Origin of the sequence: Opitutus sp. ER46 (assembly GCF_003054705.1) — a bacterium.
GTDB lineage: Bacteria > Verrucomicrobiota > Verrucomicrobiia > Opitutales > Opitutaceae > ER46.
The window spans coordinates 566,404-593,343 of sequence record NZ_QAYX01000022.1; the positions used below are offsets into that span (position 1 = coordinate 566,404).

Below are 26,940 nucleotides of genomic sequence, written 5' to 3' on the forward strand. Positions count from 1 at the left end.
GCTGTTCATCCCCGTTCCTCGCCCACGAATATTCCGCAGTCTATTTCATTCCAATTACTTGCGCCATACCGGCAGGTGCATTGACCGGCTTTTGATTTGCTTTCCGGAAACGCCCTCGCTCAGTTTCGGCCACCGAATGAGCAATTTCGATTCTGACGGCGGGCCGGAGTTTGAATGGGAGGATCGAGGCGATCTGGCCTGGAACGAATTTGACTGGGAGCGCTACCTGCGGGAGCAGGACGACGCGATCGAGCGGTATTTGGGATTCTACGAGGCCTGCAAACGCAGCGCCGAGCGTCTGGATCAGGTCGCCGAGAAGATGAGCTGGAACCAGGAGTCCTGGACGGAGGATGGCGACGACGACGAGGACGATGACGATGAGGACGACGATGAGTTCGAGCGGCCCCAGGACGTCTACACCCTCCATAAGAACCCGATTTTCATCGCCACCAAGGCGATCTACCTTGGGCTAAACCGCTCCTGGCAGTCGCTCGCATCCGAGCCCGGTCGCGTGCCCGCGGCTCACGTCATCGCCATCCAATCCGCGCTGCACGCCGGCGAGGACCACGCCGTCCAGGCCATTCACGCGCTCGACTTCGGCGACTACGCGATGGCCGTGAGCCTTTTCAAGCGAGCCCTCAGCGCGCTCAACAACTCCTTCGCCCTGCTCGGCGCCGACGAACTTGCCACCATGCCCGCCGTCGTCGAATGGCGCGACGACGCCATGTCCCGCCTTTTCGACCTGCGCGAGATCTGGCTGCGCGTCATGGCGGAGTGCCGGGGCGAACTCGAGCGTCCGATGGACGACGAGAGTTGAGCCGCCAGCCTGCTCCGCAACGGAAGTTCGTCGCCCACAGCGTTCACGAAGAAATCGGCCTTGCACTTTCCCCGACGAGCGTTTGCCTCTGCAAAATCTGATTCGGAGAGATGCCTGAGTGGCCGAAAGGGGCGGTTTGCTAAACCGTTGTAGGGGTTTAAATCCCTACCGAGGGTTCGAATCCCTCTCTCTCCGCCAGTTTCTTAAGCCCGCCGCGAGGCGGGTTTTTTTGTGCGTTCACCCTGGCGTGCCGCACATGCCGCACTCGGTCCCAGCGAAGCTTCAAGAACCTGTATCTACGTAGGTTGTGCATCGTTTGGCAGCGCGAATCAGAATCTCGCCCTCGCGGAGCCGCCTCCCCCATCATGCCGGCCCCCAGCCTGACAGCCCGCCTGTCCTGAATGAATTCGCCCGCCCCTACCGCCGAGTCCCGCGTCCTTGTGATCGACGACTGCATCGCCCTGCACGATGCGTTCCGCCAGATCCTCCTCGGCAGCCAATCCCGCTCTCCTTTTGCGGTTCGCCCCAGCACGCCGGGAGTGAACCCCGGACCACTTCGGGCCTCCGGATTCGCAGTCGATTGCGTTGCGCAGGGTGAAGAGGGCATCGCCGCCGTCCGCCGGGCTCTCGACTCCGGTCAACCGTACGCGATCGCCTTTGTCGACATGCGCATGCCGCCCGGCGTCGACGGCATCGAGACCACACGCCGCCTGTGGGAAATCGACCCGCAGTTGCAGGTCATCATCTGCACCGGCGTCTCCGATCACTCCTGGGAGTCGACCGTCCTGCAGCTCGGAGCCACCGACAACCTGCTCATCCTCAAGAAGCCTTTCGACAAGATCGAGGTCCTGCAGATGGCGCACGCGCTCGCCACCAAGTGGCTGACCGCCCGCCGCGACCGCGCCTTGCTGGCCGATCTCGACGCTCGCGTGCGCCAGCAGACCAGCGAGCTCAACGAGGCCGAAGGCCGCTTCGCCAACGTCTTCCACGCGAATCCCGTCCCCACCGCGCTGCAATCCGCGGCGGACGGCCGCTTCGTCGACGTCAATCCCGCGTTCCTCGATCTCGTCGGCCTCCCTCGCGACCGGGTCGTGCGGCACACCAGCACCGAACTCGGTCTCTGGCCCGAACAGGACGTGTGGCGGCTGGCCGTCGACTCCATCCACCGCCGCGCCCCCTGGCGCTCGCAAAGCGCGCGTCTCCGTTCCGGCCGCGGGATGCGCGACGTCCTCGTCTCGGTCGAAAAGGTCCAGCTCGGCCCGCAACCGTGCGTCCTCACGAGCATCGAGGACGACACCGACCGCCTGTTGCTCGAGAAGAAATTCCAGCAGGCCCAAAAGATGGAGGCCGTGGGCCAGCTCGCCGCTGGCGTGGCGCACGACTTCAACAATCTCCTCACCGTCATCCAGAGCTACACCGCGCTTGTGCTCGACGACGCGCACCTGAGCTCCACCAACCGCGACGGGCTCGCCCAGGTCAACGCCGCCGCCTCGCGCGCCGCCGCCCTCACCCGCCAGCTCCTCATCTTTAGCCGCCGTCAGATCACCAATCTCGAAGCCGTCGATCTCGCGCACGCCCTCGCGTCCACGCGCGAAATGCTCCGCCGGCTCCTGCCCGAGCACACCGAGCTCGTCTGGGACTCCCGGCCCGGCCTGCCCCGCGTCATGGCCGACATCGCCAATCTCGAGCAGGTGGTCATGAACCTCGCCGTCAACGCACGCGACGCCATGCCACGCGGCGGCAAGCTCACCATCCGCCTCGCCGCCGCCGACCTCGGTGCCGACGCCTCACGCCGGCACCCCGACGCGCGCCCCGGCCGCTTTGTCCAGCTCACCGTCAGTGACACCGGCCTGGGCATGTCGGCGGACGTGATGTCGCATTTGTTCGAGCCCTTCTTCACCACCAAGGAGGCGGGCAAGGGCACCGGCCTCGGACTCCCGACCGTGTACGCCATCGTGCGCCAGCACTCCGGCTGGACCGAGGTCACGAGCATGCCGGCGCGGGGCACGCGCTTCGACGTCTACCTGCCCGCCCTCCCGGCCGCCCCATCCGCCCCCCCCAGCGAGGAACCGGCCAAGCCCACGGGCGAGTCCCTCGTCCGCGGCAAGGGCGAACGCATTCTCCTCGTCGAGGACGAGCCGAGCGTCCGCCTCACCGTGCGCATCATCGCGCAGCGCGCGGGTTACGATGTCACCGAGGCGGTCGACGGTCCCGATGCGCTGAGGCGCTGGCAGGAACGCAGCGCCCCCTTCGACCTGCTGTTCACCGACATGGTGATGCCGAACGGAATGAACGGCGTCGAACTCGCCGCCAAACTCCGCGAGGAAGCGCCGGATCTCCCCGTCGTCATCAGCACCGGCTACAGCCAGGAACTCCTGCGCCAGAACGGGACGCCCGTCGCCGGCGCCCGCCTGCTCCTCAAGCCTTTCACCACCGCCGCGCTGCTCGACACGTTGCGCGAGATCCTCGCGGCCCCGCGCTGAGTCCGCGGCCCCGCCGCCGGCCGGTTCTCATTTTTCCACCCCGGACGCCGGGACCGTGAACCGCTTCCCTTCCGTCCCGACGACGAACATTACCAGCCGCGCCGGCCGCTCCGTCTTGTTCCTGCCGTTGTGCAGGAGGTCGACGACTTCGGCGAAGGCCTCGCCCGCCTTCAGCGTGCGCACGCCCCGGCCGCGCGTCTCCACCTGCAGTTCTCCTTCGAGCATGTAGGCAAAGCAGGGCACGGTGTGGTGGTGCCACGCGGTCTGCGCACCCGCCGGGATCTCGACGAGCAACGCTGTGACTTCCGCGGATCCGTCGCGCGGGTACACGAGCGGCTGCCCGGCGTTGTCGGTGGTCGTCCGCAGCAGCGGCGTCACCTTGACGACCGCGGGATACGCCTCCTCGCCCGCGGCGAGGCGCGTCGTCGCGGTCCAGCAGGCCGTGAGCACGACGAGCGCAAGTGAGCAACGCAGGCGGGAGGTAGAAAGGTGGGGTTGCATCACCCCAGGGAAATGAACTCCCCGCGGGGAGGCAACGTTCGCGGCGCCCGCAGCCCGTCAGGTCGCGGCGCCGAGTTGCGCCGCGCCGGACTTCTCCTGCGCCGCCGGCTTCAGCATCAGCTCAAAATAGATCAGCGGCGTGCCGTTATACGGCGCGCGTCGCACCTCCCGGTAGCCCGCCTTGCGATAGAAGTCCCCCGCCCCCGCCGGCGCATCGTACGCATCGAGCCGGATCGCGTCGGCCGGCCATTCGCGCGCGATGCGCGCCACGTCGGCCAGGCAGGCCCGCCCAATGCCCTGGCGCTGAAACCGCGGCGCCACCGCCATCGAGGTGAGGTACAGCGGCGTGCGACAGGGGGTGAAAAAGCTGATGTCGCCGAGCCACGGTGAACGGGTCGAGAGCCGCAGCGTCGCCACGATCGAGCCGCCCTGCCGGGCCGCGAGCACGGTCGAGGTCATGATGTCCGCCCGCACGCTCCACTCGGAATCCGCGGCGAACGACCACGTCCCCCGCCCGTGCCGTGCCGTCAAGTCACGCGCCGACGCGATTCTCACCGCGGCGACCGCCGCCGCGTCGTGATCTGTTGCCGTTATGAGCTTCACGTCCACGCGTCACCGTGCGCGCCCGCCGCCATTCTGCAACCGGCGCGCCCCCGCGTTGCCGGGTTCAGCCTCGCGCCCGCAGCGGCGCGGTCCGCTTCTCAAAGTACGCCTGCACGTCGGCGAGCGGCCGCGTGTTGAGCAGTTGCTCCCGCGTGAGGCCGGCCTTCCGCGCCGCGTTCAGGCCCGCGCGGACAAACCGCAGGCTCCCCGTGTCGTGCGCGTCGGGATTGATGCTGCACAGAAGTCCACGCGCCGCCGCCTTTCGCCAGTGCCGCCAGTCCAGGTCGAGCCGCGAGGGGTTGGCGTTCAGTTCGATGATCACGCCCTTCGCCACCGCCGCATCGATCACCTTCTCGACCTCCACGCGATAGGCCTCGCGCCGCAGCAGCAGCCGGCCCGTGAGGTGCCCGAGCATCATCGTCGCCGGATGTTCGATCGCCCGGATGATCCGCCGCGTCATCGTCGCTTCATCCTGCGAAAACACGTTGTGCACCGAGGCCACCACGTAATCGAGCTGCGCGAGCGTGACGTCGTCATAGTCGAGCTGCCCGTCGGGCAGGATGTCGCATTCGACGCCCGCAAATACGCGCGTCGTGAAACGCTTCGAGGCGTTCAGCGCGCGAATCTCTTTCACCTGATAGAGCAACCGCTCCTCATTCAGCCCGTTCGCCACGAAGCTGGATTTCGAGTGATCGGCGATTCCGAGATACTCCCAGCCCAGCGCCTCCGCGGCCGCCGTCATCTCCGCGAGCGTGTTCCGCCCGTCCGAAGCCGTGGTGTGATTGTGGAAACAGCCGCGGATCTCGGCGGCCTCCACCAGCCGCGGCAGCGCGCCGCGCTCCGCCAGCTCGATCTCGCCCAGGCCTTCGCGCAACTCGGGCGGCACGTAGCTGAGCCCCAGCGCCGCAAAGAGCTCGCCCTCATCCTTCGGGCTCACCACCGAGGGCGTCGACGGCCCCGTGACCTTGCGCGGGGGCTTGCTCTCGGCCGCCGCGCCGGCCACGGCCGGCTCCGATTCGACCCGCGTCAGCCCCCACTCGCTCAGGCTCAGCCCCCGCGCGAGCGCGCGCTGCCGCATCTGCACGTTGTGGTCCTTCGAGCCGGTGAAATGGTGCAGCGCAAAGACGAACTGCTCGTCCGGCACGATCCGCAGGTCCGCCTGCAGCCCACTCTCGAAGCGCACGCTGGCCTTGGTGTCGCCCTTCGCCGTCACTTCCTTCACGCCCGGCAGCGCGACAAACCACTCGACGACCGGCCCCACCTCGGTCGCGGCCACGATGAAATCGAGATCGCCCACCGTCTCCATGCCACGGCGCAGGCTCCCGGCGGCTTCCGCCCGCTTCACCTGCGGCAGTTGCCGCAAGCCTTGGACGATCGGTTCCGCGATCGTCCACGCGTCCCACCACAGGTGCCGCCGCCCGTAAGCCTCCCGGTTGCGGATGCCGGCGATGATTTTCTCCTGCGTCTTCGCCCCGAAGCCGTCGAGCTCCGCCACGCGCCCGTCGGTGCAGGCCTCCGTCAACGCGGCGATCGTCGTGATCCCGAGCCGATCCTTGAGCGCGCGGATCTTCTTCGGCCCGAGCCCGGGGATCTGCAGCATCTCCACCAACCCCGGTTCCACCGCCGCCTTCTGCTTCTCGTAGAACGCCAGCTTCCCCGTCGCATGCAGCTCAACGATCTTCTTGCTCAACGCCTCGCCGATGCCTTTCACGTCCTGCAAACGATCCTCCGCGATGAGCCGCGCCAGCTCCGATTCCTCGATGGCCTCGAGCGCTCGCGCGCCCGTCGAGTAGGCGCGGACTTTGAAGGGATTCTCTCCCTGCAATTCCAGCAGCAGCGCAATCTCACTCAGGACGTCGGCGATCTCGTTCTTGGTCATGGCGGCGTTGGCCGTAGCGGTAGGCGGGTTCCGTCCGCGGCGCAACCTGCCGCTCACACAAGTATCCGCGATTGGCCCAAACCCCCGCACGACCGTCGGTCGACTCCAGAACAGACACCCGCGCGCGCGGTCGGCCGCCATGACCCCACCGCCCGAGCCGTGCGCCGCGGCAGAACTCGGCGCCGCGCCGCGGGCGAGCCGACAAATTGCGCTTTCGCCCGCGCTTCCCGGAGTACAGCCTGCTCACGATCCCCGCATGCCCTTCGCCTACCAGCGCACGCTCCACCTGGCCGACACCGACGCCGCCGGTGTCGTCTACTTCGTCCGCACCATCTCCCTTTGCCATGAGGCCTACGAGGAGGCGCTCGCCGCCGCGGGCGTCCGGCTCGCCGACCTGCTCGGCGCCAACGGCATCGTCGTGCCGATCGCCAAGTGCGAGGCGCAATACCTCCGCCCCCTGCATGCCGGCGACAAGGTTCGTGTGGTCGTCACGCCGGTCGCGCTGACCGAGGACTCCTTTGCCGTGGACTACGAGGTGCACCGCCTTGGCTCGCCGGAGAAGCTCATGGCGCGGGTCCGTACCGAACACGTCTGCACTTCCCCCGCGAAGCGCGCGCGGGCCGTCTTGCCCGGCGATCTCGCCGCGTGGGTGGCCGCCCGCTGAGCCTGCATCCCTCGCGCAAAATGAAACCGGCCGCCCGGTGGAGGGGCGGCCGGCGGTGTGCAGCACACCTGTAGTCAGGGGGGTAATCCCAAACTTACGGCAATTCGTAGATCTCCATGAGCGCGGTGCCGGAGCCGCCGTCGGCGCTGGTCACCTGGATGGTGTACAGCCCCGGGGCGAGGTGGATCACCATCGCGGAATCGCTCGAGTCTTCGGCAAACGGGAAGGTGCCGACTTCGCGCGTGGCGGCGCGCACGCCGACCACGTCGCCCTTCGTCCAGCCCGCGTTCTGCGCCACCACGGTGGAGCCCTGGAAGAGCGTGATCACCGGCTTGGCGGCGGGGTTCTGCACCCCGAACACCGCCAGCGCCGGCCCCACCGCCCGGATCAGCATCCGTTTCGGTTGCGAACCCGAGACGACGAAGCCGGTCGTGAACGTATCCTCGCCCACACCGATGTTCGCCCGGGCGGAGAGATTCGTCAGCCGCTGCCCGGCCGCCCCGCCCGTCACTTCATAGACCTCCATCAGCCCGATACCCGAGCCGGTACCGGAGGCGCTCGTCATGATCGCGGTGTACGGCCCGGGTGCCAGCGTCAGCCGCAACGCCGAGTCGGCGGACGTGGCGCGGAGCGGGAACGCGCCCGCCTGCGCCGTCGCCAGCGCGATGTCGACCGGGCTGGTTGTCGTCCAGCCGACGTTCGACGCGATCAGCGTGCTGCCGCTGTAGACATCGATGCGCGGGTTCGGCAGCACCGACTTCAGCCCAAAGTAGCTGAGCGAGGGGCCAACCGCGCGAATCAGGACGTCCTCCGGCGTGTCGCCGGCGATGGCAAACCCGACGATGCCAATCTGCCCGGCATCGACCTTGCACCGGACGGAGACCTCGCGGAACCGGTTCACCTCGGCCTTCGCGTCAATCGCGCCGGCCACGGTGATCGCGGAGCCCGCCGCCGGCGTGATCGTGCCGGAGGCGCTCCCCGCCACCAGGGTCGCGGTCACCGTCGGCCCGCCCGTGATCGTCACGCTGAGTTGTCCGGAGCTGGTCACCGTGCCGCTGCCGGCCGAAGCGGTGTTGCCAACCTGGGCCACCACCATCGCCGTGCCGTCCGCGGCCACGATGACGTTGGCGCTGTTCGCCGAGCCGACCGCGCCGAGTTGATAATGCCCGGCCAGCGCCGCCGCCGCACCGGTGCCGGCTGCGCGCGTGGCCGACATGGTCGTGCTCAGCAGCACGGCCGGGGCGACCCCGCCGCTTTCCGGCGCATAACCAATTGTGCCGCTCACCTTGCCGGCCTCGTCGATCGTGGCCGTCAGGGCCACATAGTTTCCGTTGTGGCCGGTGATCTGGATCTTGCCCGCGGCGTCGACGCTGCCTTCGCGCGCAACGACCGTGCCGAAGCTGTCGGCATCGCTCGCCAGCATCACCGCCGAGCCATCATCCCGCACGCACAACGCGAGCGTGCCCTTGGTCCCAACCTTGCCCTGATAAATGCCGGCGTACTTGCCCGCCGTGAACGTCAGCGCCGCCGCCGCGCTCGTTACGGTTCCACCGGCGTTGCTCGCTTTCACGGTGTAAAGGCCGGCGTCGGTCGGCTGCGCATTTGGCACCACCAAGGTCGCGGCGGTCGCGCCCGCAAGCGCGACGCCGTCCTTGTACCATTGCAGCACGGGTTGCGGGGCGCCGTTGGCCACCACGGTGAAACGCGCGTTGTCGCCCGCATGCACGCTCTGGGCAACGGGACCGTGCTCGATCGTGGCCGCGATCGCGGGCTCCCAGCCGAGCACGTAGGCGGGATTCCGCAGGAGTGTCGCCTCGCTTTCCGTCAACTGCCGCGAAGCGGCGAGGCGCTTGGTGACGTCGAGCGTCGCGCCGTTCAGGTCGGTCGACTGGTACTCGCCGAATTGCACCGTGGCCGAGTTGCTCGCGTTATCGAGCTTCCAGCCCACCGGCAGGATCTGCGATCCCATCGCGCAATTGAGGAAGACGACCTGGCTGTAGGGGAAGTTGCCGGGCGTCGGATCGATGCGAGCCAGGTAGCTCCCCGCCGCGGCGGCGGTGCCGGTCAGGCGGCAATCGACGTAGATGTGACCGAACTGCCCCAGTCCGTTGCGCACCTGGGCAAGGTATCCGGGACTCAGCGACTTGATTTCGCAGCGCTGGAAGTACACCGCGCCACTGCCCCACATATAATCCACGTCACCTTCGATGTAGCTGTCGGTGATGAAGGCCGAGCAGTTCGTCCCGTTGATCAGGAGCGTGTCCTGGAAGCTCAAGAGGTTCACCCGATTCAGCACGATGCGCCGCCCGTTGCCCCGGAAGGCCTCGGCCTGCGACCCACCTTTCGGCGTGGTGTTGTGCAGCGTGATCGTCTCGAGCGTGAAGTCGGAGGCGTCGACGCTGAACATGCACCGGTTGTTGCCGGTGAGGGTGTTGAAGTTGTTGTTGTCCGCGTACTGGATGACCGTGCCGTCGCGATCCTCGCCGCGCACCGTGATGAATGGTTTGCCCACGTGGTTCATCTCCGTGTACGTGCCGGTCTTCACCGTGATGACGACGCGCTGGTTATTGGTGCGCGGCACGAAATCAATCGCGCCCTGCACCGTCGTGAAGTCAGCGCTGCCGTCCGCGGCCACCGTCAACTCGGTGGCACCCGCCACCGGCCCGGAGATCTTCGTGGTGAAGCTCCACGTCGCCGAGTCGCTGATCCCGTTGAACGTCGCGCCGGTCGCATCGAGCAGCGCGCCGCGGTCGATCGTCACGTAGTAGGACTGTCCATACTCCAGGACGCCGGCATGCGGATAGATCGCCGCCGTGTTTCCGGTCACGATGATGGGATAGAAGATGTACGGGACACTCTGGGTGCCGATCAGCCGCGTGTACGGGGTGACGCCCAGGTCGAGGGTATCAACGACCGCCCCATCCGTGGCGCGGTGGATCTGGATCTTGCCGAAGTTTCCGACCTTGGGTTCCGCGTCGAAGGTGATGCGCAGCGGCGTATCGGGATTGATGCCACTCGCGCCCTTGGCCGGCCAGACGCCGGTCGCCTGCAGCGGCGACGGAATCGCGAGCAGCGCCCCCGCGCTCGTGACGGCACCGACGGAGTTGGCCACCCGCGCGGTGTACACGCCGGTGTTCGCCAGCGAGACGTTGTCGATCGTCAGCGTCGCCGCCGTCGCTCCCGGCAGGTTCACGCCGTTCTTCTGCCACTGGATCGTCGGCGCCGGGCTGCCGCTTGCCGCCACCGTGAAGGTGACGCTCTGGCCGAGCGTGGTCGTCACGCTGGCGGGATCGGTCGTGATCACCGGCTTGGTATTCACCGTCAAAGTCGCGGCGCGGCTCGTCGCCGAGCCCGCGGTGTTGCTCACGGTCACGGTGTAGGCGCCGGCATCGGTCCCCGTGGTGACCTCGATCGCGTACGTGGGGTTCGTCGCGCCCGCGATCGCCACCCCATCCTTCTTCCATTGGTACGCCACGGGTGAGCTGCCGTAGGCCGCCACCGTGAACGTCGCCGGCGCGCCAGCCGTGACGGTCACCGCCGCCGGATCCCGGATGATCGTCGCCGGAATTGGCGTGGTGGTCACGGTCACGGTCGCCGCGTTCGAGGCCACGCTGCCGTAGCTGTTCGTGATGGTGACCGCATAGCTGCCGGCGTGCGCCGCCGTCGCATTGTCAAAGGTGTAGCTGGCCGCCGTGGCGCCGCTGATCGCGGTCCCGTCCTTCTTCCACTGGTACGCCAACGGCGCGGTGCCCGTCGCCGTGACGGACAACGTGCCCGTCTGGCCGGGGTTGACGCTGATGGCCACGGGTTGCACCGCGACCGCCGGCGGATTGACCGCCGTCAGGCCGGTCAGGGACTCAACCGTCAAGGTCACGTCGGCCGCGGTCGAGTTGTAGAACATGAAGCCGACCTGGTTGAACACCTGCGTGGCCGGCGGGTTGTCAGGGTTGGTGTAGGCTGTCTGACTGAGGCCGTCGCCGCTCACCCAGACACCGGCGCCGGTGGTCGAGGAGCTCGTGTTGCCCAAGGAGACGCCGGGATTGCGCCCCATCAGGTGCAACTGGATGGAATAGCTGTTCCCGTCGCTGAGCGTGCCCGAGGTGAAGGTCTTCGTGCCGGTCCCCAGGCTGTTGAAGGCGGTGCCACTCGGGTTGAGCAGGCTGGTTGACGTCCCATCGCCATTCCGGCGCCGGAGCTCGATGAGGCTCCCGGTGGCCCGGCCGTTCAGCCAGGTGAAGTACCCGTTGTCGTCCGCGAAGGTCGCCGTGCCATTGGTGTTGTAGAGGCCGAAACCGATCGCTCGCGTGCCGCTGCCGATCGTCGACAGCCCGCCCGACGCCTTGAAGGTGATCGTGGCGTACACTTCGCCCGTCGGTCGCGCCGTGAAGTCCACCGGCACGAAGTTGGTCGCGAACAGGGTCACGCGCTTGCCGGCGGGAACAGTCACGGTGGTCGTGCCATCGGGCTGGCTGCTGAGCGTCGTGGTCGTCGTTTCGTCAAACGCGCTCCAGCTGAGCTGGGCGGATGCGGAAAGCATCGAGGCAAGCATCAGGGCGGCCCAGCCCGCCACGCGGCGGAACTGGCCGGAGCCAGGGGGGATTGGAGTCATGGGTAAAAAGCGCAGCGCGGCCCGGGGTGGCCGCAGGGGTAAGAGCGCCGGCATCGACGGCGGCGCCGCCGGCGAAGTCAACCGCAAAGCGACACGTGTCGTTGTTTTTGCGACACGTGTCGGCGCCCTGGCCCCATCCACCGCCGCGGCGCTCCGGTGACGCGGCTTGCGACGTCCCGCGGAACTCTCTACCCGTCGCCTGTGCCCGCGCGTCCAACCCAGCCCGTCCTCATTCGTTCCACCGCGGAATTCGCCCGCTACGTGGGTCTCTCCCGCAGCACCGTCTCACGGGCGCTGAACGGCCACGGCGACCTGCGGCCGAAGTCGATGGAGCGTATCCAGGCTGCCATTCAGGCCACCGGCTTCACCCCCAACGCGCACGCCCTGCACCTGCGCGGCCGCCGCTCCGCCATGGTTGGGGTTTGCATGGAAAACTTCCTCACGCCGACCGCCGTCGCCAAGGTCTCGGCCCTGCAGCAGGGCCTGCGCGATGCCGGCCTCGTGGCGCTGATCGAGGTGCTCGAACCCGGGGCGAGCCAGAAGACGCTCGAACACTTTCGCTCCCTCCGCGTCGAAGCCGTCGTCTTCATCGGTCACTTCGAGACCGCCGAACTCGCCGCCCGCATCACCGAGCTCGACCGCCACGGCACGCCCCACCTGGTCATCGATTCGGTGGGTGTCCGTCGTGCCAACACCGTCTCGCTCGACCGCACCCAGGCCATGGCCGATGTCGTCACCCGCCTCCATGCGCTTGGTCACCGCCGATTCGGCCTGCTGGGCCTGTCGGGCAATTTCCAGACCGTCGCCGACCGGCTCACCGGTATTCACCGGGCGGTGACGGAACTCGGTCTCGACCCCGCCGCCAGCCTGCTGGCCTACGATCACCTGCACGCGCGGCGGGACCATTTCGAATACGGTGCCGTCCTGGCGCAGGAGTTTCTCCAGCACGCCCCCCGCCCGACCGCGTTCATCGCCGTCAACGACGAGACGGCCGTCGGCGCGCTGCTCCACTTCCAGGCCGCCGGGCTCAGCGTCCCGCGCGACTTCTCCATGGTGGGTTTCAACAACCAGAACATCTGCCTCATGACCCGCCCCGCGCTCAGCAGCGTGGACCAGCAGATTGCCGAGACCGCCCGGATCGCCGTCGAGATTCTCACCCGGCAGATTGCCCGGCCCTTCACCACCCGCCCCCTGCACCGGCTCGTCCGGCCCAAGTTCGTCGACCGCGGCAGCATCGGCCCTGCCGGCGCCTGAGCCTCTCTCTCCGCATGAAATTCGAACACTTCGCCCTCAACGTGCCCGACGCCCGGGCCCACGCCCGCTGGTACGTGCAGCATCTGGGGTTCTCCGTCGCGCGCTCCCGCCCCGACGCCCCGTTCACCCACTTCCTGGCCGACGCGTCCGGCCGTGTCATCGTGGAACTCTACTCCAACCCCAAGGCGACCATCCCCGACTACGCCGCGCAGCATCCGCTCGTTTTCCATTTTGCCGTGGTCTCGCGTGACGCCCGCGCCGATGCCGCCCGGCTCCAGCAGGCCGGCGCCACCCTCTTCCTCGAGGAACCGCAGCCCGACGGCTCCATGCTGATCATGATGCGTGACCCGTGGAACGTGGCGCTGCAGCTCTGCCAGCGCACGAACCCGATGCCCTGAACTCGCGGCCCGTGGCCGCCGCGGCGCCACGCCGGCGCCGCTTCAGCGCCCGGCGAACCACTCGCACGCGTTGGGTTCTATCGTGCACCCAACGCCGTGCCCTCCTCCCCGCCCGCCAACGTCGCTCCTGTCGTGGAGCGCAACATCACCGCGCTCCTCGCCCGCCGCCAGGCCGTCGAACGGAGCCGCACCTTCGGCGAGCGCCTCTCCGACGGCATCGGCCGCTTCGCCGGCAGCATCGTGTCGGTCTATTTCCACTTCGCGGTCTTCGGCTCTTGGATCGTGATCAACCTCGGGTGGACGCCCCTGCGCCCGTTCGATCCTTCCTTCGTCGTCCTCGCCATGGTGACTTCGGCCGAGGCGATCTTCCTCTCCACGTTCGTGCTGATCATGCAGAACCGGCTGGCCGCCATCAGCGAGCAACGCGCCGAGCTCGACCTGCAAATCAGCCTGCTCGCGGAGCACGAGGTCACGCGCGTGCTCCAGCTCACCAGCGCCATCGCGGACAAGGTCGGGGCTCCCTCCACCGTCGGCACACCCGAGATCGACCAGCTGAAACAGGACGTCTCGCCCGAACACGTGCTCGACCGGCTGTCCGCCGCCGAAAACAAAAAGACCGGCGCCTGAGCGCCGGTCCGGAAAATCATCACACCGCCATCGCTTTCGCGCGGGTCGCCCGGGGCTTGATCGTGACGCCCGCCGCCACCGCGCCGATCGCGTGCTTGTCCTCCGGTGAAAGCGTCACGAACGTGCCGCAGCTTTCACACATCAGGAGGTCGTTGGAGCGGCTCAACATGTGCACCATCGCATGCGACAGCCGTAAGTGGCACTCACCGCAGACTCCGTTGCGCACCAGCGCGATGCCCCGGCGGCCACCCCGCAGTTGCCGGAAAAAGTGATTCGAAATCGCCGGCGGCACCGCCGCCCGCAGCTTCTCGATCTGTCCTTTCTGTTCCGCCGTCGCGGCATCACCCAGCCGGACCAGATTCTGAAGCGTGAGAAGATCGTCGACGAGTTGGCTCATGCGCGCCTGTCACGCAGCCTGCGTACCGACTTAGTGGATGCAGCCACAAGCGGCTGGAAGCTAAGCCGTTGACGCCACATTCCAGGTTCTCACTCGTCCGTCTCTGCCGTTGCCGAACTGCCGTCCGTGCACAGATTGCACCGCTGGACGCCGGGAAGTGCACGCTGCCGGCCGCCTTTCGCCGGAACGCGAGCGAAAGGAAAAGGCGGGCCCACGAGGGAGCCCGCCGCGCAAACCGAAAGCTGATTCACGTCACACCGGCAAGGCCCGGTGGCCGATGATCAGCGCGTCGTCGCAGGCTGCGTCGGCGCCGGAGAAGCTGCCCCGCCCCGCTGCCGGCGGCGCGACATCTTCGCGACCGCCTTCGGCGCGTTGGTCGCCGCGGGAGCCGCCGCGGTAGTCGCGGTAGTCGCGGCCGGCGCGGGAGTCGCAGCGGCCGTGGTCATGGGCACGACGTTGGTCGTGGCGGTGGGGAGAGAATTTTCGGTGCTCATTGATGGGAGTGATTGAATTTAGAGTGTCCGATTGGACGCCCCCTCCGGGTGCATCAGGTGTGCCCCGGCGGTTTCGGTGAACCGACGTCCCACCCCATCAACGTTTTGCCCATGCCACGCGCGAACGCTTCCCTGGCCCAGTTGGGCGCCATCATCACCGCTCGCGCAAAACCTGCACCCCCGGCGCGAGCGACGTGCAACGCTGCGCACGATTGCGCCAGACCGCGGGTCCGCCCGGTTCCACACGCCGGGCATAACCGCGCCCCCCCCCGTTCGCCGGCCCAAGAGGTGCAAAGCGCACACGACGGCGATCAGCGCTGTTCCGGTCGTCGGTCACCCGCGCCTGCGTCGCCTCAGTCGACCGCGCCTTTGCCGTCGCCATTGAGCTCCGGTACCGACGTCGGCGGCACCGGCTCACGCTTCGCCGGCAACAGCCCGTACGACTTCAATTTGTACTGCAGCGCGCGCCGGCTGATTCCCAGCAGCCGCGCCGCCTGCTCGCGGTTCGCCGTCGCATGCGTGAGGGTCTGCCGGATCAGCAGCTTCTCGCATTCCGCGAGTGTCATGCCCGGCCGGATCTCACACGCCGGCGCCTGCCGGTCGTGCTCCTGCAGGAAGTCCGGCAAGTCACGTACTTCGATCGTCGAGCCCGCACACGTGACGACGAGTCGCTCAACGACATTGCGCAGTTGCCGCACGTTGCCGGGCCAGGGGAAGCGGCGGCACAGCTGCATCGCCTCGGCCGACAGCTTCTTCCGCCGGCGCTTATGCTTGGACGAGAAGTGGTCGAGGAACGATTCGACGAGCAGCGGGATATCCTCCGCCCGCTCGCGCAACGGCGGCACGACGATCGGCACCACCTGCAGGCGATAGAAGAGGTCTTCCCGGAAGCGGCCCGCGGTCACCGCCTCCTGCAGCCGCTTGTTTGTCGCCGCCACGATGCGCACGTCGACGCGGATCAGCTCCGTCCCGCCCACCATGCGGAACGCGCCATCCTCCAGGACGCGCAGCAGGTCGCCCTGCCCTTTCGCCGGCAGGTCGCCGATCTCGTCCAGGAACAGCGTGCCCCCATCGGCCAGCTGGAAGCGTCCGGGCTTCGTCGTCACCGCGCCCGTGAACGCCCCTTTCACATGCCCGAAGAGCTCGCCCTCCAGCAACTGCTCCGCAAACGCCGCGCAGTTCACCGAGATGAACGGCTTGCCCGCGCGCGCGCTGTGCTGGTGGATCGTCCGCGCCACCAGTTCCTTGCCCGTGCCGCTCTCGCCTTCGATGAGCACCGTCACGTCGCTGCGCGCCACCTCCTGCGCCGTCTCCAGCACGCGGCGCATCGGCTCGCTTTCCCCGATCAGCAGCCCCGGCTCCGCCTTCTTGCGCAACCGCTGCCGCAGCTCGTTGTTCTCCGCGACGACGTTCCGAAATTCCAGCGCCTTGGCGACCAGCAGCCGCAGCCGCTGCATGTCCAGCGGCTTCGTCACGTAGTCGTAGGCGCCCGCCTTCATCGCCTCGACCGCGTTCTCCACCGTGCCGTACGCGGTCATCACGATGAACTGCGTGTCCGCGTGCGCCTGCCGCGCCTGCTGCAGCAGCTGCAGCCCGCTCATCTCCGGCATGCGCACGTCCGTCAGCACCACCTGGTACGAGTGCGCGCCCAGCAGCTCCAGCGCCGTGCGGGCGTCGTTCGCCCCGTCCACCAGGTAGCCTTCGCGGCGCAGTGCTTCCTGCACGCCCGCGCAGAGGCCGCGTTCGTCATCCACCACCAGCAGTCGAAATCTCGCGTTATCCATGGTTCTCCTCGTTCACCCGCAACGGCAGCGTCAGCGTGAATACCGCGCCGCGCGTCGCCGCATTCTCCGCGCGAATCATCCCGCCGTGCGCCACGGCGATCTGCCGCACGATCCAAAGGCCCAGGCCGCTGCCGTCCTCCTTCGTCGTGTAGAACGGCTCGAACAGTGCCTCGACGTTCTCCAGGTCGATGCCCTTCCCCGTATCCGTCACCGCAATATGCATCTGGTTCGCCGCCACCTCGACGCGCGCCGCCACGAGCACCCGCCCCTCGCGCCCGACCGCCTGCACCGCGTTCAGCACCAGGTTCACCAGCGCCTGCGTCAGCTGGTCCGGGTCGGCCACGATCGGCGGCAGCGCCTCCGGCAGCTCCAGCGCGATCTCGATGCCATGCGCCGCCGCCTCCGGTCGCAGCAGCGCGCACACGTGGTCGGTCACCGCCGCCACCTGCACCGGTTGCCGGTTCACCGCCGTGCGGCCCGCCAGGCTGAGGAACTGCTTCACCAGGTTGTTCAGCCGCTCGATCTCCGTGTGGATGATGCGAAAGCGCGCCGCGGAACGCGCCCGCACTTCCGGCGGCGTGTGCGCAACGTCCTCCTCGAGGAGCTGCACGTGGATGTCGAGGGAGCTCAGCGGATTCCTGATCTCGTGCGCCAGCCGCGCCAGCAGCCGCGAGAGCAGGAGCTGTTTCTCCTGCACTGCCTTCGCCGCGTCCTGCGGCATCGGTGTGACTGGCAGCGGTTCCATGGCCGGCGAAGGTTCGCACACCTCGCGGGGCGCAACAACGCGCCGGCTGTCAATTTCTACGCACACACTGCCGGCGCCCGACCGCCCACGCGTCGGGCCAAGAAAAATGTCGGCTCCGGGCTGGACATTCCGGGAACCCGACCGACAGTCCTCAAGTCAGCAGGCCAGTGAGTCGTTGTTAGGAGCAGATTTCAGCCAGGATCAGGTTGCAGATTGCAGTGTGAGACTGCAGCGCCCTGCCGCTGCTCTTTGAGAGTTAGGTCCGAACCGTGCCACGCCGCCCTCTTGCGGCGTGGGCACAATCCCGTCGGTCCTCCGACCGCCGGGCGTACATCTCCCCCAAGAAGGTGCACGGGCACCGAAGCCAGAAACTTCATCCCTATGAAACTTTCGAAACTTCTCGCCACCCGCCAGGCCCTCCTGCGTCAGACCCAGCTCGCCAACCTCGCGTACGCCTATGTCACGCTCCGGTGCTTCGTCACCCGGATCGCGAACGCGAACCTGCATGGCCTCGTCCGCCTTCGTCCGGCTGACCCCGACGACGGGTGTTACTGGGCCACGCTTACCGCGCTCGATTTCAACCAGTCCGTCGTCGAGGAGCACTTCGGCGACCAGGAACTGATCCAGCTCGCCGATGCCGTGGCTTTCGCCACCGACACCGACTTCGCCGAGGTCGAGTTCCGGCTCGAGGAAATGGGCGACCGCTTCCTGCAGCCGCTGCACGAGACCCTTGAAGAGGCGGGCATCACGCTCGACCACGAGCAGGGGAGCCCGAACGTTTCGGCCGACAACGCCGACTAGTCGCGCCGGCGCCGGCTACGCCGCGTCGCCCGGCCGCTGCTTCCGTATCCGCATCGCCATGCAGGCGGCTTTCATGCCGCCCGCGTCGGACCGCCACGCCGCCGCACAACGCGGCGTAACGCCTCGCTGGCTCGCCGTTCCCTCACCGCTTGAGGTGCCGGTCGGCGAAGTCCAGGAACGCCTGCCAGTCTCCCGGCAGGATCGCGTGTCCGCCGCGGTGATACCGCCAGCCGAGGCTCCCGTCCGTCAGCGCGACGTCGAGCGGCGGGAGCTCCGTCGTGCCCAGGTCACGCTTCCCCAACAGCCGGTAGACCGGCCCCGCCGCCACCGCGGCGAGGAACTGGCCCTTGGGATCCGCCCACAGGTCCTCCGTGCCTCCGGTCAGGAACACCGGTCGTGGCGCGCTGAGCGCGATCAGGCTGTGCGCGTCCACCGGCATGTCCGGCCAGTGCCCGACATATTTCTGAAAGCCTTCGGCGAACCACCAGGGGAAGCTCACCGCCATGTCGTCCACGGTCTCCCCAAAGTCCCGCCGCGAGAGGGCCGCGCCCATCTCGCCGCTGCAGCTCGCGAAGGTCAGCGCGAACCGCGGGTCCAGCGCGCTCGCCCACAACGCCGTTTTGCCCAGCCGCGAATGCCCGATCAGCGCGACGCGGCTCCCGTCCACCCGCGCGTCCGCGGACAACTCGTCCAGCACCCGGCTCGCCGCCCAGGACCAGACCGTGATCGTCCCCCACTCGCCCGGCCCCGGCCGCGTCTGCCCGGGCGCATACGCGAGCGCCTGCACGCCACGCGCGTGCGTCTCCTTGTTGTCCGGCTGCACTTCGCCGTAACGGAAAGTCGCATACCCGTAGCCGCGCGCCAGGATCTCGGCCACCGGTCCGGTTTCGCTGAACGCCCGGCCGGATTTCGCGAACGCCGGCGGCAGCGGCGGCTCCGGCACCTCGCTCGGCAGGCCGCGGAAGAACACCACATGCAGCAGCACCGGCACCGGCTGCTTCGCCGCCGCCGGCAGGTACAGTACCACGTCCGCCTTCGGGCCCGTTTCGTCCGGCCCGAAGTTCAGGACCACGTGTTTCCGCACCGCCGCGCCATTCTCCACCGGCACGTTGTCCGACAGCACCGTCGCCCGGGCGCGTGGCGCCCGCTCCGGCACACGGCCAAAGATTTCCTGCTCATACGCCGCCCGGACCTCCGCCCGCCGGTGCTGTGACCACGCCGCCGCAGCCGTCACCGGCCGGCCACTCCGATCCACCAGCAAGGGCGGCAGCGTGTAGGACCCCACCTTGGTCTCGTCGTAGTTGGAGACATGGCCCGTCGCGGCCCGCCGGAGCGGACCAGGCTCCTTCGGCTCCCCGGTCGTTCCCGCCGGAGCCTCCGCCGCTCCGGCCATCCCGGCCGATGCCACCATCGCCACCGTCGCTCCGATCCCCAGCCAGGCTCGCAGGTTCATGGCGCGGAATACACTGCGACATCGCGACCGCCGCAACCGGGAATCCAGCCCCGCCCTTCCCGGTCTGCGCATATCTTGCGCAACCGGAAGTCAGCCTGCTAATCCCGCCCAAATACCAGCCGAGGTTTGTCGGCCCGCGCATCGCGCCCATACTGGAGGGCAACCCCGACCACGCCATGAATCCCTTGCCGGTTTTCGAGAAGGCGGAGGCGTACCTCAATGTCCACCTCGGCCACACGGGCCCAGGCGGTGCCATCAAGGCTCCCGGCCCTTTTGTCACCCTCTCCCGTGAGTCCGGCGCCGGCGGCTCCGCTGTCGCGCGCGCCATCGTTGCCCAGCTCCACGAACCCGATCCCCGCGCCCCGCACTGGGCCGTCTATTCGGCCAACCTCATCGACGAGATGCTGCTGAGCGCCGGCCTTCCGCCGCGGCTCGCCCGGTTCCTGCCCGAGGACCGCACTTCAGAGATCCAGGCCACGATTGGTGAGATCATCGGGCTCCACCCGAATCTTTGGAGCCTCATCGACAAGACCAACGAGCTCATCCGCCGGCTCGCCCGCGATGGCCACGCCATCTTCCTCGGCCGCGGCGCCAACTTCGCCACCGCGAGCATCCCCAACGGCGTGCACGTCCGCCTGGTCGCACCTGTCGCCATTCGCGCCGAGCGTACCGCCCGCTGGCTCGGCGTCGATCCGACCACCGCCGCGATGCACAACAGCCGCCGCGACGCCGCCCGCGCCCGCTACGTCCAGTCCAACTTCAACACCGACGTCGCCAGCCCGAGCGAGTACGACCTCGTCATCAACACCGGCACCATCCCCGCCGAGACCGCGGGCGAGATCATCGCCGGCTTCGTCCGCGCTCACACCACCGCCACGATGTCCACCGCACCGGCCGCCACCGCGGGAAGCGCCGCCTCGGCGACTCCGGTGTCGCTCCGCTGAGTCTTCGCCGCCGGGCGTTCCGCGCCTCCGTCCCATCGAGCCAAGGACGGCGGGCTGGAGCGCCGCATCCTCATTTTTTCCCGCCCGGGGACGCTGCCGGAATCTTGTCCGGCAGCGCGATAACTAGCCAGATTTGGCTAGTTACATGAGATAACTAGCCAGATCTGGCTAGTTATCTCCGTGGTACCCATTCGCGCCTCCCTTTCCCGAGACCGTGCGGCGCACGGCTGCCGCGGGGCCTGGGCGCGAAAACCAGCGCCGCCTTTTTTTGTGGTGCCCGCCCTCCCGGCACTGCGATTCTGCGGCGCCTCAACTTCCCCGTGTCTTCGATCTTCTCCCGCGAAAACATCTTCCGCTGGCTGCTGGGAATCGCCTGCTTCGCCGCGGTCATTTTCTTTTTCAGTCCCTCCTGGGGCGCCTTCACGCTGTGGTCCCGCGTGCCTGAGATGGGTGGCATGCTGGAGGTGCGCCGCGGCGTCTCCGTTCTCGCCCAGGCCGCCCACCCCGGCGCGGAGATCGCCGACCCGCTCCACCGCGCGATCCAGTGGCGGCTCCTGTTTCCCGTCGTCGGCTACGCGCTGAACCTGTCGCCCACGCTCCTCTTCGGTCTCGCCCACGTCGGCTGCGTCGCGGTCCTCGGCTTCCTGGTCAGCCTCCTGCGCCGCCACGGCTACACTTGGACCGACGCCGCTCTCGCCACCCTCGCCCTCGGCGCCGGCTCCTGGTTCTTTGTCTCGACCGGCTGGCTCGGCTATTACGACTCCTGGCTCGCCCTCGGTCTCCTGCTCGTCGCGTTCGGCCGCCACCCTTGGACCGTCTGGGCCGCCTGCCTGTGGGCGCCATGGGTCGACGAACGCTTCGTCATGGCCGCGCCGCTCGCGATCCTCTGCCGCTGGGTGCACGCCGCGCTCGCCCCTACCGTCACCACCTCGCCGGCCTTCTCCTGGCGCCGCGAACTCGCCATACCGGCCGCCCTTCTCGCCGGCTTTCTCGTCGTCCGCTTCGGGCTCCTCGCCGGCGCGTCCTCCAGCGGCGCAACCGTCTCCGGGTATTTCGCCGGCAAGAACTACCTCGATGCGCCGTTCTCCCGCATCCTGCTCGGCGTCTGGGATGGGCTCCGCGCCGGTTGGCTGTTCGTGATCGCCGCCGTCCTCCTCCTGCGGCGGTCGCCGACCCACGCCGCACTGCTCGGAGCGGGCGCGATCGTCTACGTGGGCATCGGTCTCGCCACCGCCCAGGACTACAGTCGGTCCATGACCATGCTCCTGCCCCTCGCCGCCCTGGGGCTCATCGTTCTTTTCCAGGAGAATCCGCCCTGGCGTGGCCCGGCGCTCGGCGTGGCCGCCGCCGCCGCGCTTCTCCTCCCCGCGCACCACGTGATGAACGACGCGGTCAACCCGATCTACTACCTGTACCACGAGCTCGCCGTCCTGAAGACGCCTCCCGCCGCCGCGATGCCCGAGCTCCGCGAACTCCACGCGATCCACGCGATGGAACAGGGCGACTACGCCCAGGCCGAGCAGGACCTCACGCTCGCGATCAAACTCGCCGCCAATCCCGCCTCCGCCGCCCGCCAGCGCGCCATGCTCTACGCCCGCGGCGGTCGCTGGCCGGAGGCCCGGCAGGACCTCGTCCTCGCCCTCGAGCACGAACCGGATCGCCCCGACACGTGGCTGCTCCGCTGCCAGGTTGACCTCGCGATGCACGACCTGACGTCCGCCCGCGCGAGTTTTGAGCGCGCCCGCGCCATCGCTCCCGCCAGCTGGACGCAACGCCCCGACGTTGCCCGCGTCGCCAACCTCCTCGCCCAGCAATCCGGCCGGCCATGACGTCGCGCACCTCCGCCCCCGGTACCGCGACCGCGCCCTGGTGGGACCGCTCCTCGCCTTGGTTGATCGTCCTCATCTTCGCCGCCGCCCTCGTGGCCTACTCGCCCGCGCTCTCGGCCGGCTTCATCTGGGACGACGCCGGCCACGTCACTCGCCCCGAGCTCAGGACGCTCGGCGGGCTGTACCGCATCTGGTTCGATTTCGGCGCCACGCAGCAGTACTACCCGCTCCTCCACTCCGCCTTCTGGCTGGAATCACACCTGTGGGGCGACGCGCCGTTCGGCTACCATCTCCTCAACGTCCTGCTGCATGCCACCGCCGCGTGCCTCTTCGCCACCGTCCTGCGTCGGCTCGCCGTTCCGGGCGCGTGGCTCGCCGCGCTGCTTTTCACCCTGCATCCGGTCGCCGCCGAGTCCGTCGCCTGGGTCGCCGAACAGAAGAACACGCTCTCGCTCGTGTTCTACCTCTGCGCCGCGCTCGCGTATCTGCGGTTTGAGGACGATCGCCGGCCCGCGCGCTACGCCGTCGCCTCGCTGTGGTTCTTTGCCGCCCTCGCCACGAAGACCGTCACCGCCACGCTCCCCGCCGCCCTCCTCGTGCTCGCTTGGTGGCGCCGCGGCCGGATCGACGTCCGCCGCGACGTGCTGCCGCTGCTGCCTTGGTTCGCACTCGCCCTCGTCGGCGGGCTGCTCACCGCCTGGGCCGAACGCACCTTGATCGGCGCCCAGGGTGAGGGTTTCGGCCTCGGCCCCGTCGAACGCGTCCTCCTCGCCGGTCGCGTCGTCTGGTTCTACCTCCTGCAGCTCCTCTGGCCCGCCAACCTGGTGTTCATCTACCCGCGCTGGACGGTCGATGCCGCGTCCGCCTGGCAATACCTCTTCCCGCTCGCCGCCGTCGGCCTCGCCGTTGCCCTGCTGCTCACGCGCCGACGCGGGCAGCTCGCCGCCTACCTGCTGTTTGGCGGCGCACTCTTCCCCGCCCTCGGGTTCGTGAACGTGTACCCGTTCCTCTTTTCGTACGTGGCCGACCACTTCCAGTACCTCGCCAGCCTGGCGGTGCACGCCACGCTCGGGGTCGGCCTGACCCTCGCCCTTGCCCGCTGGCGCGCCGCGACGCTCGGCGGCTTCGCCGTCCTGCTCCTCGCGCTCGGTTTCCTCACCAGCCGCCAGAGCGCGAACTTCCGCGACAACCTCACGCTCTTCAGCGCCACGCTGGAACGAAACCCCGACTCCTGGATGGTGCGCAATAACCTCGCCGAGGCGCTCGCCGCCGCCGGCCGCCACGAGGAAGCCATCCCCCATCTGCAGCGCGCCCTTCAGCTCCGCCCGGACTTTCCGCTCGCGGAGAACAATCTGGGCGACGACCTGCGCGTTCTCGGTCGCCTCAACGAGGCGATTCCTCATCTCGAGCGCGCCCTCAAGCTCCAGCCAAAGTTCGCCGAGGCGCACAACAATCTTGCGGCCGCACTCATGGTCGCCGGCCGCGCGGCCGAGGGCCTCGCGCACTTCCAGGAAGCCGTACGGCTCAAGCCCGGCTACGCCGTCGCCCACCGTAACCTCGGCCTCGCCCTCGCCACCGAGGGCCGCACCGCCGAGGCACTGCCCCACTTCGCAACCGCCGTCCGCCTCGATCCCACTGACGCCGAGGCCGAGCTCAACTGGGCCATCGCGCTCACGCTCTCCGATCAGTTCTCCGCCGCCGTCCCGCACTTCGAACGCGCCGCCCAACTCGCCCCCGCCGACGCCCGCGTGCCCATCACGTACGGCCGCGCCCTCGCGCGCGCCGGGCGCCACGCCGAAGCCGTCACCCGCTTTCGCGCCGCGCTCGAACTGGCGCCCACCGACGCCGACGCCTGGTACAATCTCGCGCTTTCCTGCCGCCAACTCGGCCGCGCCGGCGAGGCCGCCGAGGCCATGGCCAACGCGCAGCGGTACCGCGGCGCGCGCTGACTCGGCGCGGCGCGGCAGTCATCGCCGCGGCGCGCTCGGCCACGGTCGGCCGCGTGGGGCCGTCGCCGCACTCCGTGCCACTCCCGGCGGCATCCGCTTCCTCCGTGCGCGCCAAAACGAAGCGCGGCCATCCGGATTTCGGATGGCCGCGCCGTTGTGCGTGTGTGTCTGGCGTGTGGCAGCAGCGAGTAGACGGGTAGCGGGAGGATCGCGAAGGTCGGCTCAGAGCGCCGACTCGCCGCGCTCGTCGGTGCGAATCCGAATGACCTCCTCGAGCGGCACCACGAAGACCTTGCCGTCCCCGATCCGGCCCGTCTTGGCCGAGCCGACGATGGCCTCGATGGCGCGCGCCGCGAGTTCGTCGGGCACGGCCACCTCGATCTTCACCTTGGGCAGGAAGTCCACGGTGTACTCGGAGCCACGGTAGATTTCCGTGTGCCCCTTTTGGCGACCGAAGCCCTTCACTTCGGTCACGGTCATGCCCTCGACGCCGACGTCGGCCAGGGCGGACTTAACTTCCTCGAGTTTGAATGGTTTGATGATGGCGATGACGAATTTCATGAGAGTGGCGGGTTGGGGTTGATCAGGACTTCGGCTCGTAGATGTAGCCCTCTTCGCCGTGGTCGCTGAGGTCGAGGCCCTCCTGCTCGGCCTCGATCCCCGGGCGCAGCCCGATTGTCGCCTTGATCAGCACGCCGAGAATCGCGGTGGCCACCAGCGCAAGGGCAACGGTCAGGCCCATCGCCTTGAGCTGCTCGAGCCACAGGGTGTGGCCCACGACGTCTTTCAGATTGGTGTTCAGGTTTCCGTTGACCTGCGCGGTGGCGAAGAAGCCGGTGAGCAGCGCCCCGAGCGTGCCGCCCACGGCGTGCACGCCGAACGTGTCGAGCGCGTCGTCGTACTTCAGCAGCGCCTTCAGCTTGGTGCAGGCCAGGAACGGCACGATGCCGGCGAGGACGCCGAGCGGCACCGCCGCCGACATCGTGATGAAGCCGCAGGCCGGGGTCACCACGACCAGGCCGGCGACCGCACCGGAGCAGAGGCCGAGCACCGACGCCTTGCGGCGGGTGAGGTACTCGAGCACCGCCCACGAGAACGAGGCCACCGCGGTGGCGATCGTGGTCGTCGCGAAGGCGTTCGCTGCGACGCCGTCAGCCGCGACGGCCGAGCCGGCGTTGAAGCCGTACCAGCCCACCCAGAGCATGCCCGTGCCGACCATGCACAACACCAGGCTGTGCGGCGGCATCGGCGTCTTGCCGAAGCCGAGGCGCGGCCCGACGAGCACGCTCAGCAGCAGCGCCGACCAGCCCGACGACATGTGCACCACCGTGCCGCCGGCAAAGTCGATCGCCTTGATCGAGGCCCCCGCGTTCCAGACGCCGTTCATGAACCCGGTGACGCCCCACACCATGTGCGCGAGCGGGAAATACACCAGGAACAGCCAGCCGGTCATGAAGAGCATCAGCGCGGAAAACTTCATGCGCTCCGCGATCGCGCCGACAATCAGCGCCGGCGTGATGATCGCGAACATCAGCTGGTACATCGAGAAGACGTTCTGCGATACCCAGTACGAGTAGTCCGTGTTGGGCGCGCTATCCACGCCGCGCAGGAAGAAGAACTCCGACCCGCCCAGGAACGGGCTGTTGAAATTCTTGCCGAAAATGAGGCTGTAACCGAACGCCCACCACAGGATGGCCACGAGGCCGGCGAGCCCCAGGCACTGCGCCATGACGGAGAGCACGTTCTTGGTCCGCACGAGGCCGCCATAGAACAGCGCGAGGCCGGGCAGCGTCATGAACAGCACGAGCGCCGCGCTCGTCATCATCCACCCGTTGTGGCCCGGGCCGGGCACGCCCACCGACGGAGTCGTGAGCCCGGCCGGCACCGCGCCCGTGGCGTCCTTCAGCGCCGCCGTCGGGTCACCGTTCGTGAGGTAGGCTTCAAGACCAGCCACACGCTGCTCGAGCGTGGGCGCGGGAGCCGCGGGGGCGGCGGGGGCGGTTTCAGCGAACGCGGTCGCGCCCACGGCCAACAGCAGGCCGGCGGCAAGCAGACCACGTAAACAGGCAAGGCGGAGGAGTTTCATGGTGGAGAACTCCCCTCCATGAGCAGAATCGATGCCGAGGCGCCGAACCATGCATGTTTTTCGAATTTTCGCGCGTGCCGGCGCGTCGACAACGCCCCTCCCCCGCACGTCGCCAGACGACAAAAAAGCCGGACCACCCTCGGGCAGTCCGGCTGAAAGGGGGCCGACTTGAATCGGCTCAGAGCGCGGTCTCGCCGCGTTCGTCCGTGCGGATCCGAATGACCTCGTCGACCGGCACGACGAACACTTTGCCGTCGCCGATCTTGCCCGTCTTGGCGGCCTTGACGATCGCCTCGACGGCCTTGCCGGCAACTTCGTCGCTCACGGCGACCTCGATCTTCACCTTGGGCAGGAAATCAACCGTGTACTCGCTGCCGCGGTAGATCTCGGTGTGACCCTTCTGGCGTCCGAAGCCCTTGACCTCGGTAACCGTCATTCCCTCGATCCCGGCGGCGCTGAGGGCCTCCTTCACCTCTTCGAGTTTGAACGGCTTGATGATGGCGATGATGAGTTTCATGCGAAATGGGTGGCTGTGGCTGCGTTGAGAAATCGGGTGGAGAGCAGTGTGGCAACCGATACTGCGGGCGCAAGAAATCGTTCCTCCGCCCGCCTTCGGTCACACG

22 protein-coding genes and 1 tRNA gene are annotated in these 26,940 nt (G+C 68.3%); 11 read left to right on the plus strand and 12 right to left on the minus strand.

What is annotated here, in order from left to right; all coding sequences use genetic code 11:
• Positions 1-136 precede the first annotated feature (136 nt).
• The 3 genes from DB354_RS12635 to DB354_RS12645 all read left to right on the plus strand — a co-directional run bounded on the left by DB354_RS12635 (position 137) and on the right by DB354_RS12645 (position 3,300).
• Positions 137-817 (plus strand): hypothetical protein, encoded by a 681-nt coding sequence (locus DB354_RS12635; protein ID WP_107835972.1) that lies wholly within the window; start codon positions 137-139, stop codon positions 815-817.
• A 104-nt stretch (positions 818-921) separates the two neighbouring features.
• Positions 922-1,015, plus strand: a tRNA-Ser gene (locus DB354_RS12640).
• A gap of 203 nt (positions 1,016-1,218) precedes the next feature.
• Positions 1,219-3,300, plus strand: a complete 2,082-nt coding sequence (locus DB354_RS12645; protein ID WP_107835973.1) for a response regulator — start codon at positions 1,219-1,221, stop codon at positions 3,298-3,300.
• Positions 3,301-3,327: 27 nt separating this feature from the next.
• On the opposite strand, the gene DB354_RS12650 is transcribed toward DB354_RS12645, so the two are convergent.
• The 3 genes from DB354_RS12650 to DB354_RS12660 are packed head-to-tail and all read right to left on the minus strand — an operon-like array spanning position 3,328 to position 6,283.
• On the minus strand, positions 3,328-3,801 hold the full coding sequence (locus DB354_RS12650) for a cupin domain-containing protein (RefSeq protein WP_107835974.1): 474 nt from the start codon (positions 3,799-3,801) through the stop codon (positions 3,328-3,330).
• 57 nt (positions 3,802-3,858) lie between these two features.
• A complete protein-coding gene (locus DB354_RS12655) occupies positions 3,859-4,410 on the minus strand; it encodes a GNAT family N-acetyltransferase (protein WP_343205578.1) in 552 nt (183 codons plus the stop codon).
• Between the two features lie 58 nt (positions 4,411-4,468).
• Positions 4,469-6,283: a helix-hairpin-helix domain-containing protein gene (locus DB354_RS12660; protein ID WP_107836072.1), complete on the minus strand. Its 1,815-nt coding sequence runs from the start codon at positions 6,281-6,283 to the stop codon at positions 4,469-4,471.
• Between the two features lie 256 nt (positions 6,284-6,539).
• Here DB354_RS12660 and DB354_RS12665 point away from each other — a divergent pair, with 256 nt between their 5' ends.
• Complete coding sequence (locus DB354_RS12665; RefSeq protein WP_107835976.1) at positions 6,540-6,947, plus strand: thioesterase family protein; 408 nt, start codon at positions 6,540-6,542, stop codon at positions 6,945-6,947.
• A 94-nt stretch (positions 6,948-7,041) separates the two neighbouring features.
• Here DB354_RS12665 and DB354_RS12670 read toward each other — a convergent pair whose 3' ends face one another.
• The gene (locus DB354_RS12670) at positions 7,042-11,556 is read right to left on the minus strand and encodes a pectinesterase family protein (RefSeq protein ID WP_158277509.1); all 4,515 of its coding nucleotides are present in this window, start codon (positions 11,554-11,556) and stop codon (positions 7,042-7,044) included.
• 201 nt (positions 11,557-11,757) lie between these two features.
• Here DB354_RS12670 and DB354_RS12675 point away from each other — a divergent pair, with 201 nt between their 5' ends.
• The 3 genes from DB354_RS12675 to DB354_RS12685 all read left to right on the plus strand — a co-directional run bounded on the left by DB354_RS12675 (position 11,758) and on the right by DB354_RS12685 (position 13,835).
• A complete protein-coding gene (locus tag DB354_RS12675) occupies positions 11,758-12,810 on the plus strand; it encodes a LacI family DNA-binding transcriptional regulator (protein ID WP_146180220.1) in 1,053 nt (350 codons plus the stop codon).
• 14 nt (positions 12,811-12,824) lie between these two features.
• Positions 12,825-13,208: a VOC family protein gene (locus DB354_RS12680; protein ID WP_107835979.1), complete on the plus strand. Its 384-nt coding sequence runs from the start codon at positions 12,825-12,827 to the stop codon at positions 13,206-13,208.
• A 96-nt stretch (positions 13,209-13,304) separates the two neighbouring features.
• The gene (locus DB354_RS12685; RefSeq protein ID WP_107835980.1) at positions 13,305-13,835 is read left to right on the plus strand and encodes a DUF1003 domain-containing protein; all 531 of its coding nucleotides are present in this window, start codon (positions 13,305-13,307) and stop codon (positions 13,833-13,835) included.
• A gap of 19 nt (positions 13,836-13,854) precedes the next feature.
• On the opposite strand, the gene DB354_RS12690 is transcribed toward DB354_RS12685, so the two are convergent.
• The 4 genes from DB354_RS12690 to DB354_RS12705 form a co-directional block, all read right to left on the minus strand.
• A complete protein-coding gene (locus DB354_RS12690) occupies positions 13,855-14,232 on the minus strand; it encodes a hypothetical protein (protein ID WP_107835981.1) in 378 nt (125 codons plus the stop codon).
• Between the two features lie 281 nt (positions 14,233-14,513).
• On the minus strand, positions 14,514-14,726 hold the full coding sequence (locus DB354_RS21995) for a hypothetical protein (RefSeq protein ID WP_146180221.1): 213 nt from the start codon (positions 14,724-14,726) through the stop codon (positions 14,514-14,516).
• A gap of 353 nt (positions 14,727-15,079) precedes the next feature.
• Entirely contained in the window at positions 15,080-16,510 is a 1,431-nt protein-coding gene (locus DB354_RS12700; RefSeq protein WP_107835983.1) for a sigma-54 dependent transcriptional regulator, read from the minus strand.
• Entirely contained in the window at positions 16,503-17,255 is a 753-nt protein-coding gene (locus DB354_RS12705) for an ATP-binding protein (RefSeq protein ID WP_107835984.1), read from the minus strand. The genes DB354_RS12700 and DB354_RS12705 overlap by 8 nt, the downstream gene beginning before the upstream one ends.
• A 381-nt stretch (positions 17,256-17,636) precedes the next feature.
• Between DB354_RS12705 and DB354_RS12710 the strand changes: the two genes are divergently transcribed.
• Positions 17,637-18,056 (plus strand): hypothetical protein, encoded by a 420-nt coding sequence (locus tag DB354_RS12710; RefSeq protein WP_107835985.1) that lies wholly within the window; start codon positions 17,637-17,639, stop codon positions 18,054-18,056.
• A gap of 142 nt (positions 18,057-18,198) precedes the next feature.
• On the opposite strand, the gene DB354_RS12715 is transcribed toward DB354_RS12710, so the two are convergent.
• The gene (locus tag DB354_RS12715; protein WP_146180222.1) at positions 18,199-19,509 is read right to left on the minus strand and encodes an acetylxylan esterase; all 1,311 of its coding nucleotides are present in this window, start codon (positions 19,507-19,509) and stop codon (positions 18,199-18,201) included.
• Between the two features lie 176 nt (positions 19,510-19,685).
• Between DB354_RS12715 and DB354_RS12720 the strand changes: the two genes are divergently transcribed.
• The 3 genes from DB354_RS12720 (at position 19,686) to DB354_RS12730 (ending at position 24,231) form a co-directional block, all read left to right on the plus strand.
• A complete protein-coding gene (locus tag DB354_RS12720; protein WP_158277510.1) occupies positions 19,686-20,453 on the plus strand; it encodes a cytidylate kinase-like family protein in 768 nt (255 codons plus the stop codon).
• Positions 20,454-20,773: 320 nt separating this feature from the next.
• On the plus strand, positions 20,774-22,282 hold the full coding sequence (locus DB354_RS12725; RefSeq protein WP_107835988.1) for a tetratricopeptide repeat protein: 1,509 nt from the start codon (positions 20,774-20,776) through the stop codon (positions 22,280-22,282).
• Positions 22,279-24,231: a tetratricopeptide repeat protein gene (locus DB354_RS12730; protein ID WP_107835989.1), complete on the plus strand. Its 1,953-nt coding sequence runs from the start codon at positions 22,279-22,281 to the stop codon at positions 24,229-24,231. Before DB354_RS12725 ends, DB354_RS12730 begins: the two co-directional genes overlap by 4 nt.
• A gap of 222 nt (positions 24,232-24,453) precedes the next feature.
• On the opposite strand, the gene DB354_RS12735 is transcribed toward DB354_RS12730, so the two are convergent.
• The 3 genes from DB354_RS12735 to DB354_RS12745 all read right to left on the minus strand — a co-directional run bounded on the left by DB354_RS12735 (position 24,454) and on the right by DB354_RS12745 (position 26,834).
• The gene (locus tag DB354_RS12735) at positions 24,454-24,792 is read right to left on the minus strand and encodes a P-II family nitrogen regulator (protein WP_107835990.1); all 339 of its coding nucleotides are present in this window, start codon (positions 24,790-24,792) and stop codon (positions 24,454-24,456) included.
• A 22-nt stretch (positions 24,793-24,814) separates the two neighbouring features.
• Positions 24,815-26,317, minus strand: coding sequence for an ammonium transporter (locus DB354_RS12740; RefSeq protein WP_107835991.1), 1,503 nt, complete (start codon positions 26,315-26,317; stop codon positions 24,815-24,817).
• A 178-nt stretch (positions 26,318-26,495) separates the two neighbouring features.
• Positions 26,496-26,834 (minus strand): P-II family nitrogen regulator, encoded by a 339-nt coding sequence (locus DB354_RS12745; protein ID WP_107835992.1) that lies wholly within the window; start codon positions 26,832-26,834, stop codon positions 26,496-26,498.
• Between the last annotated feature and the right edge of the window lie 106 nt (positions 26,835-26,940).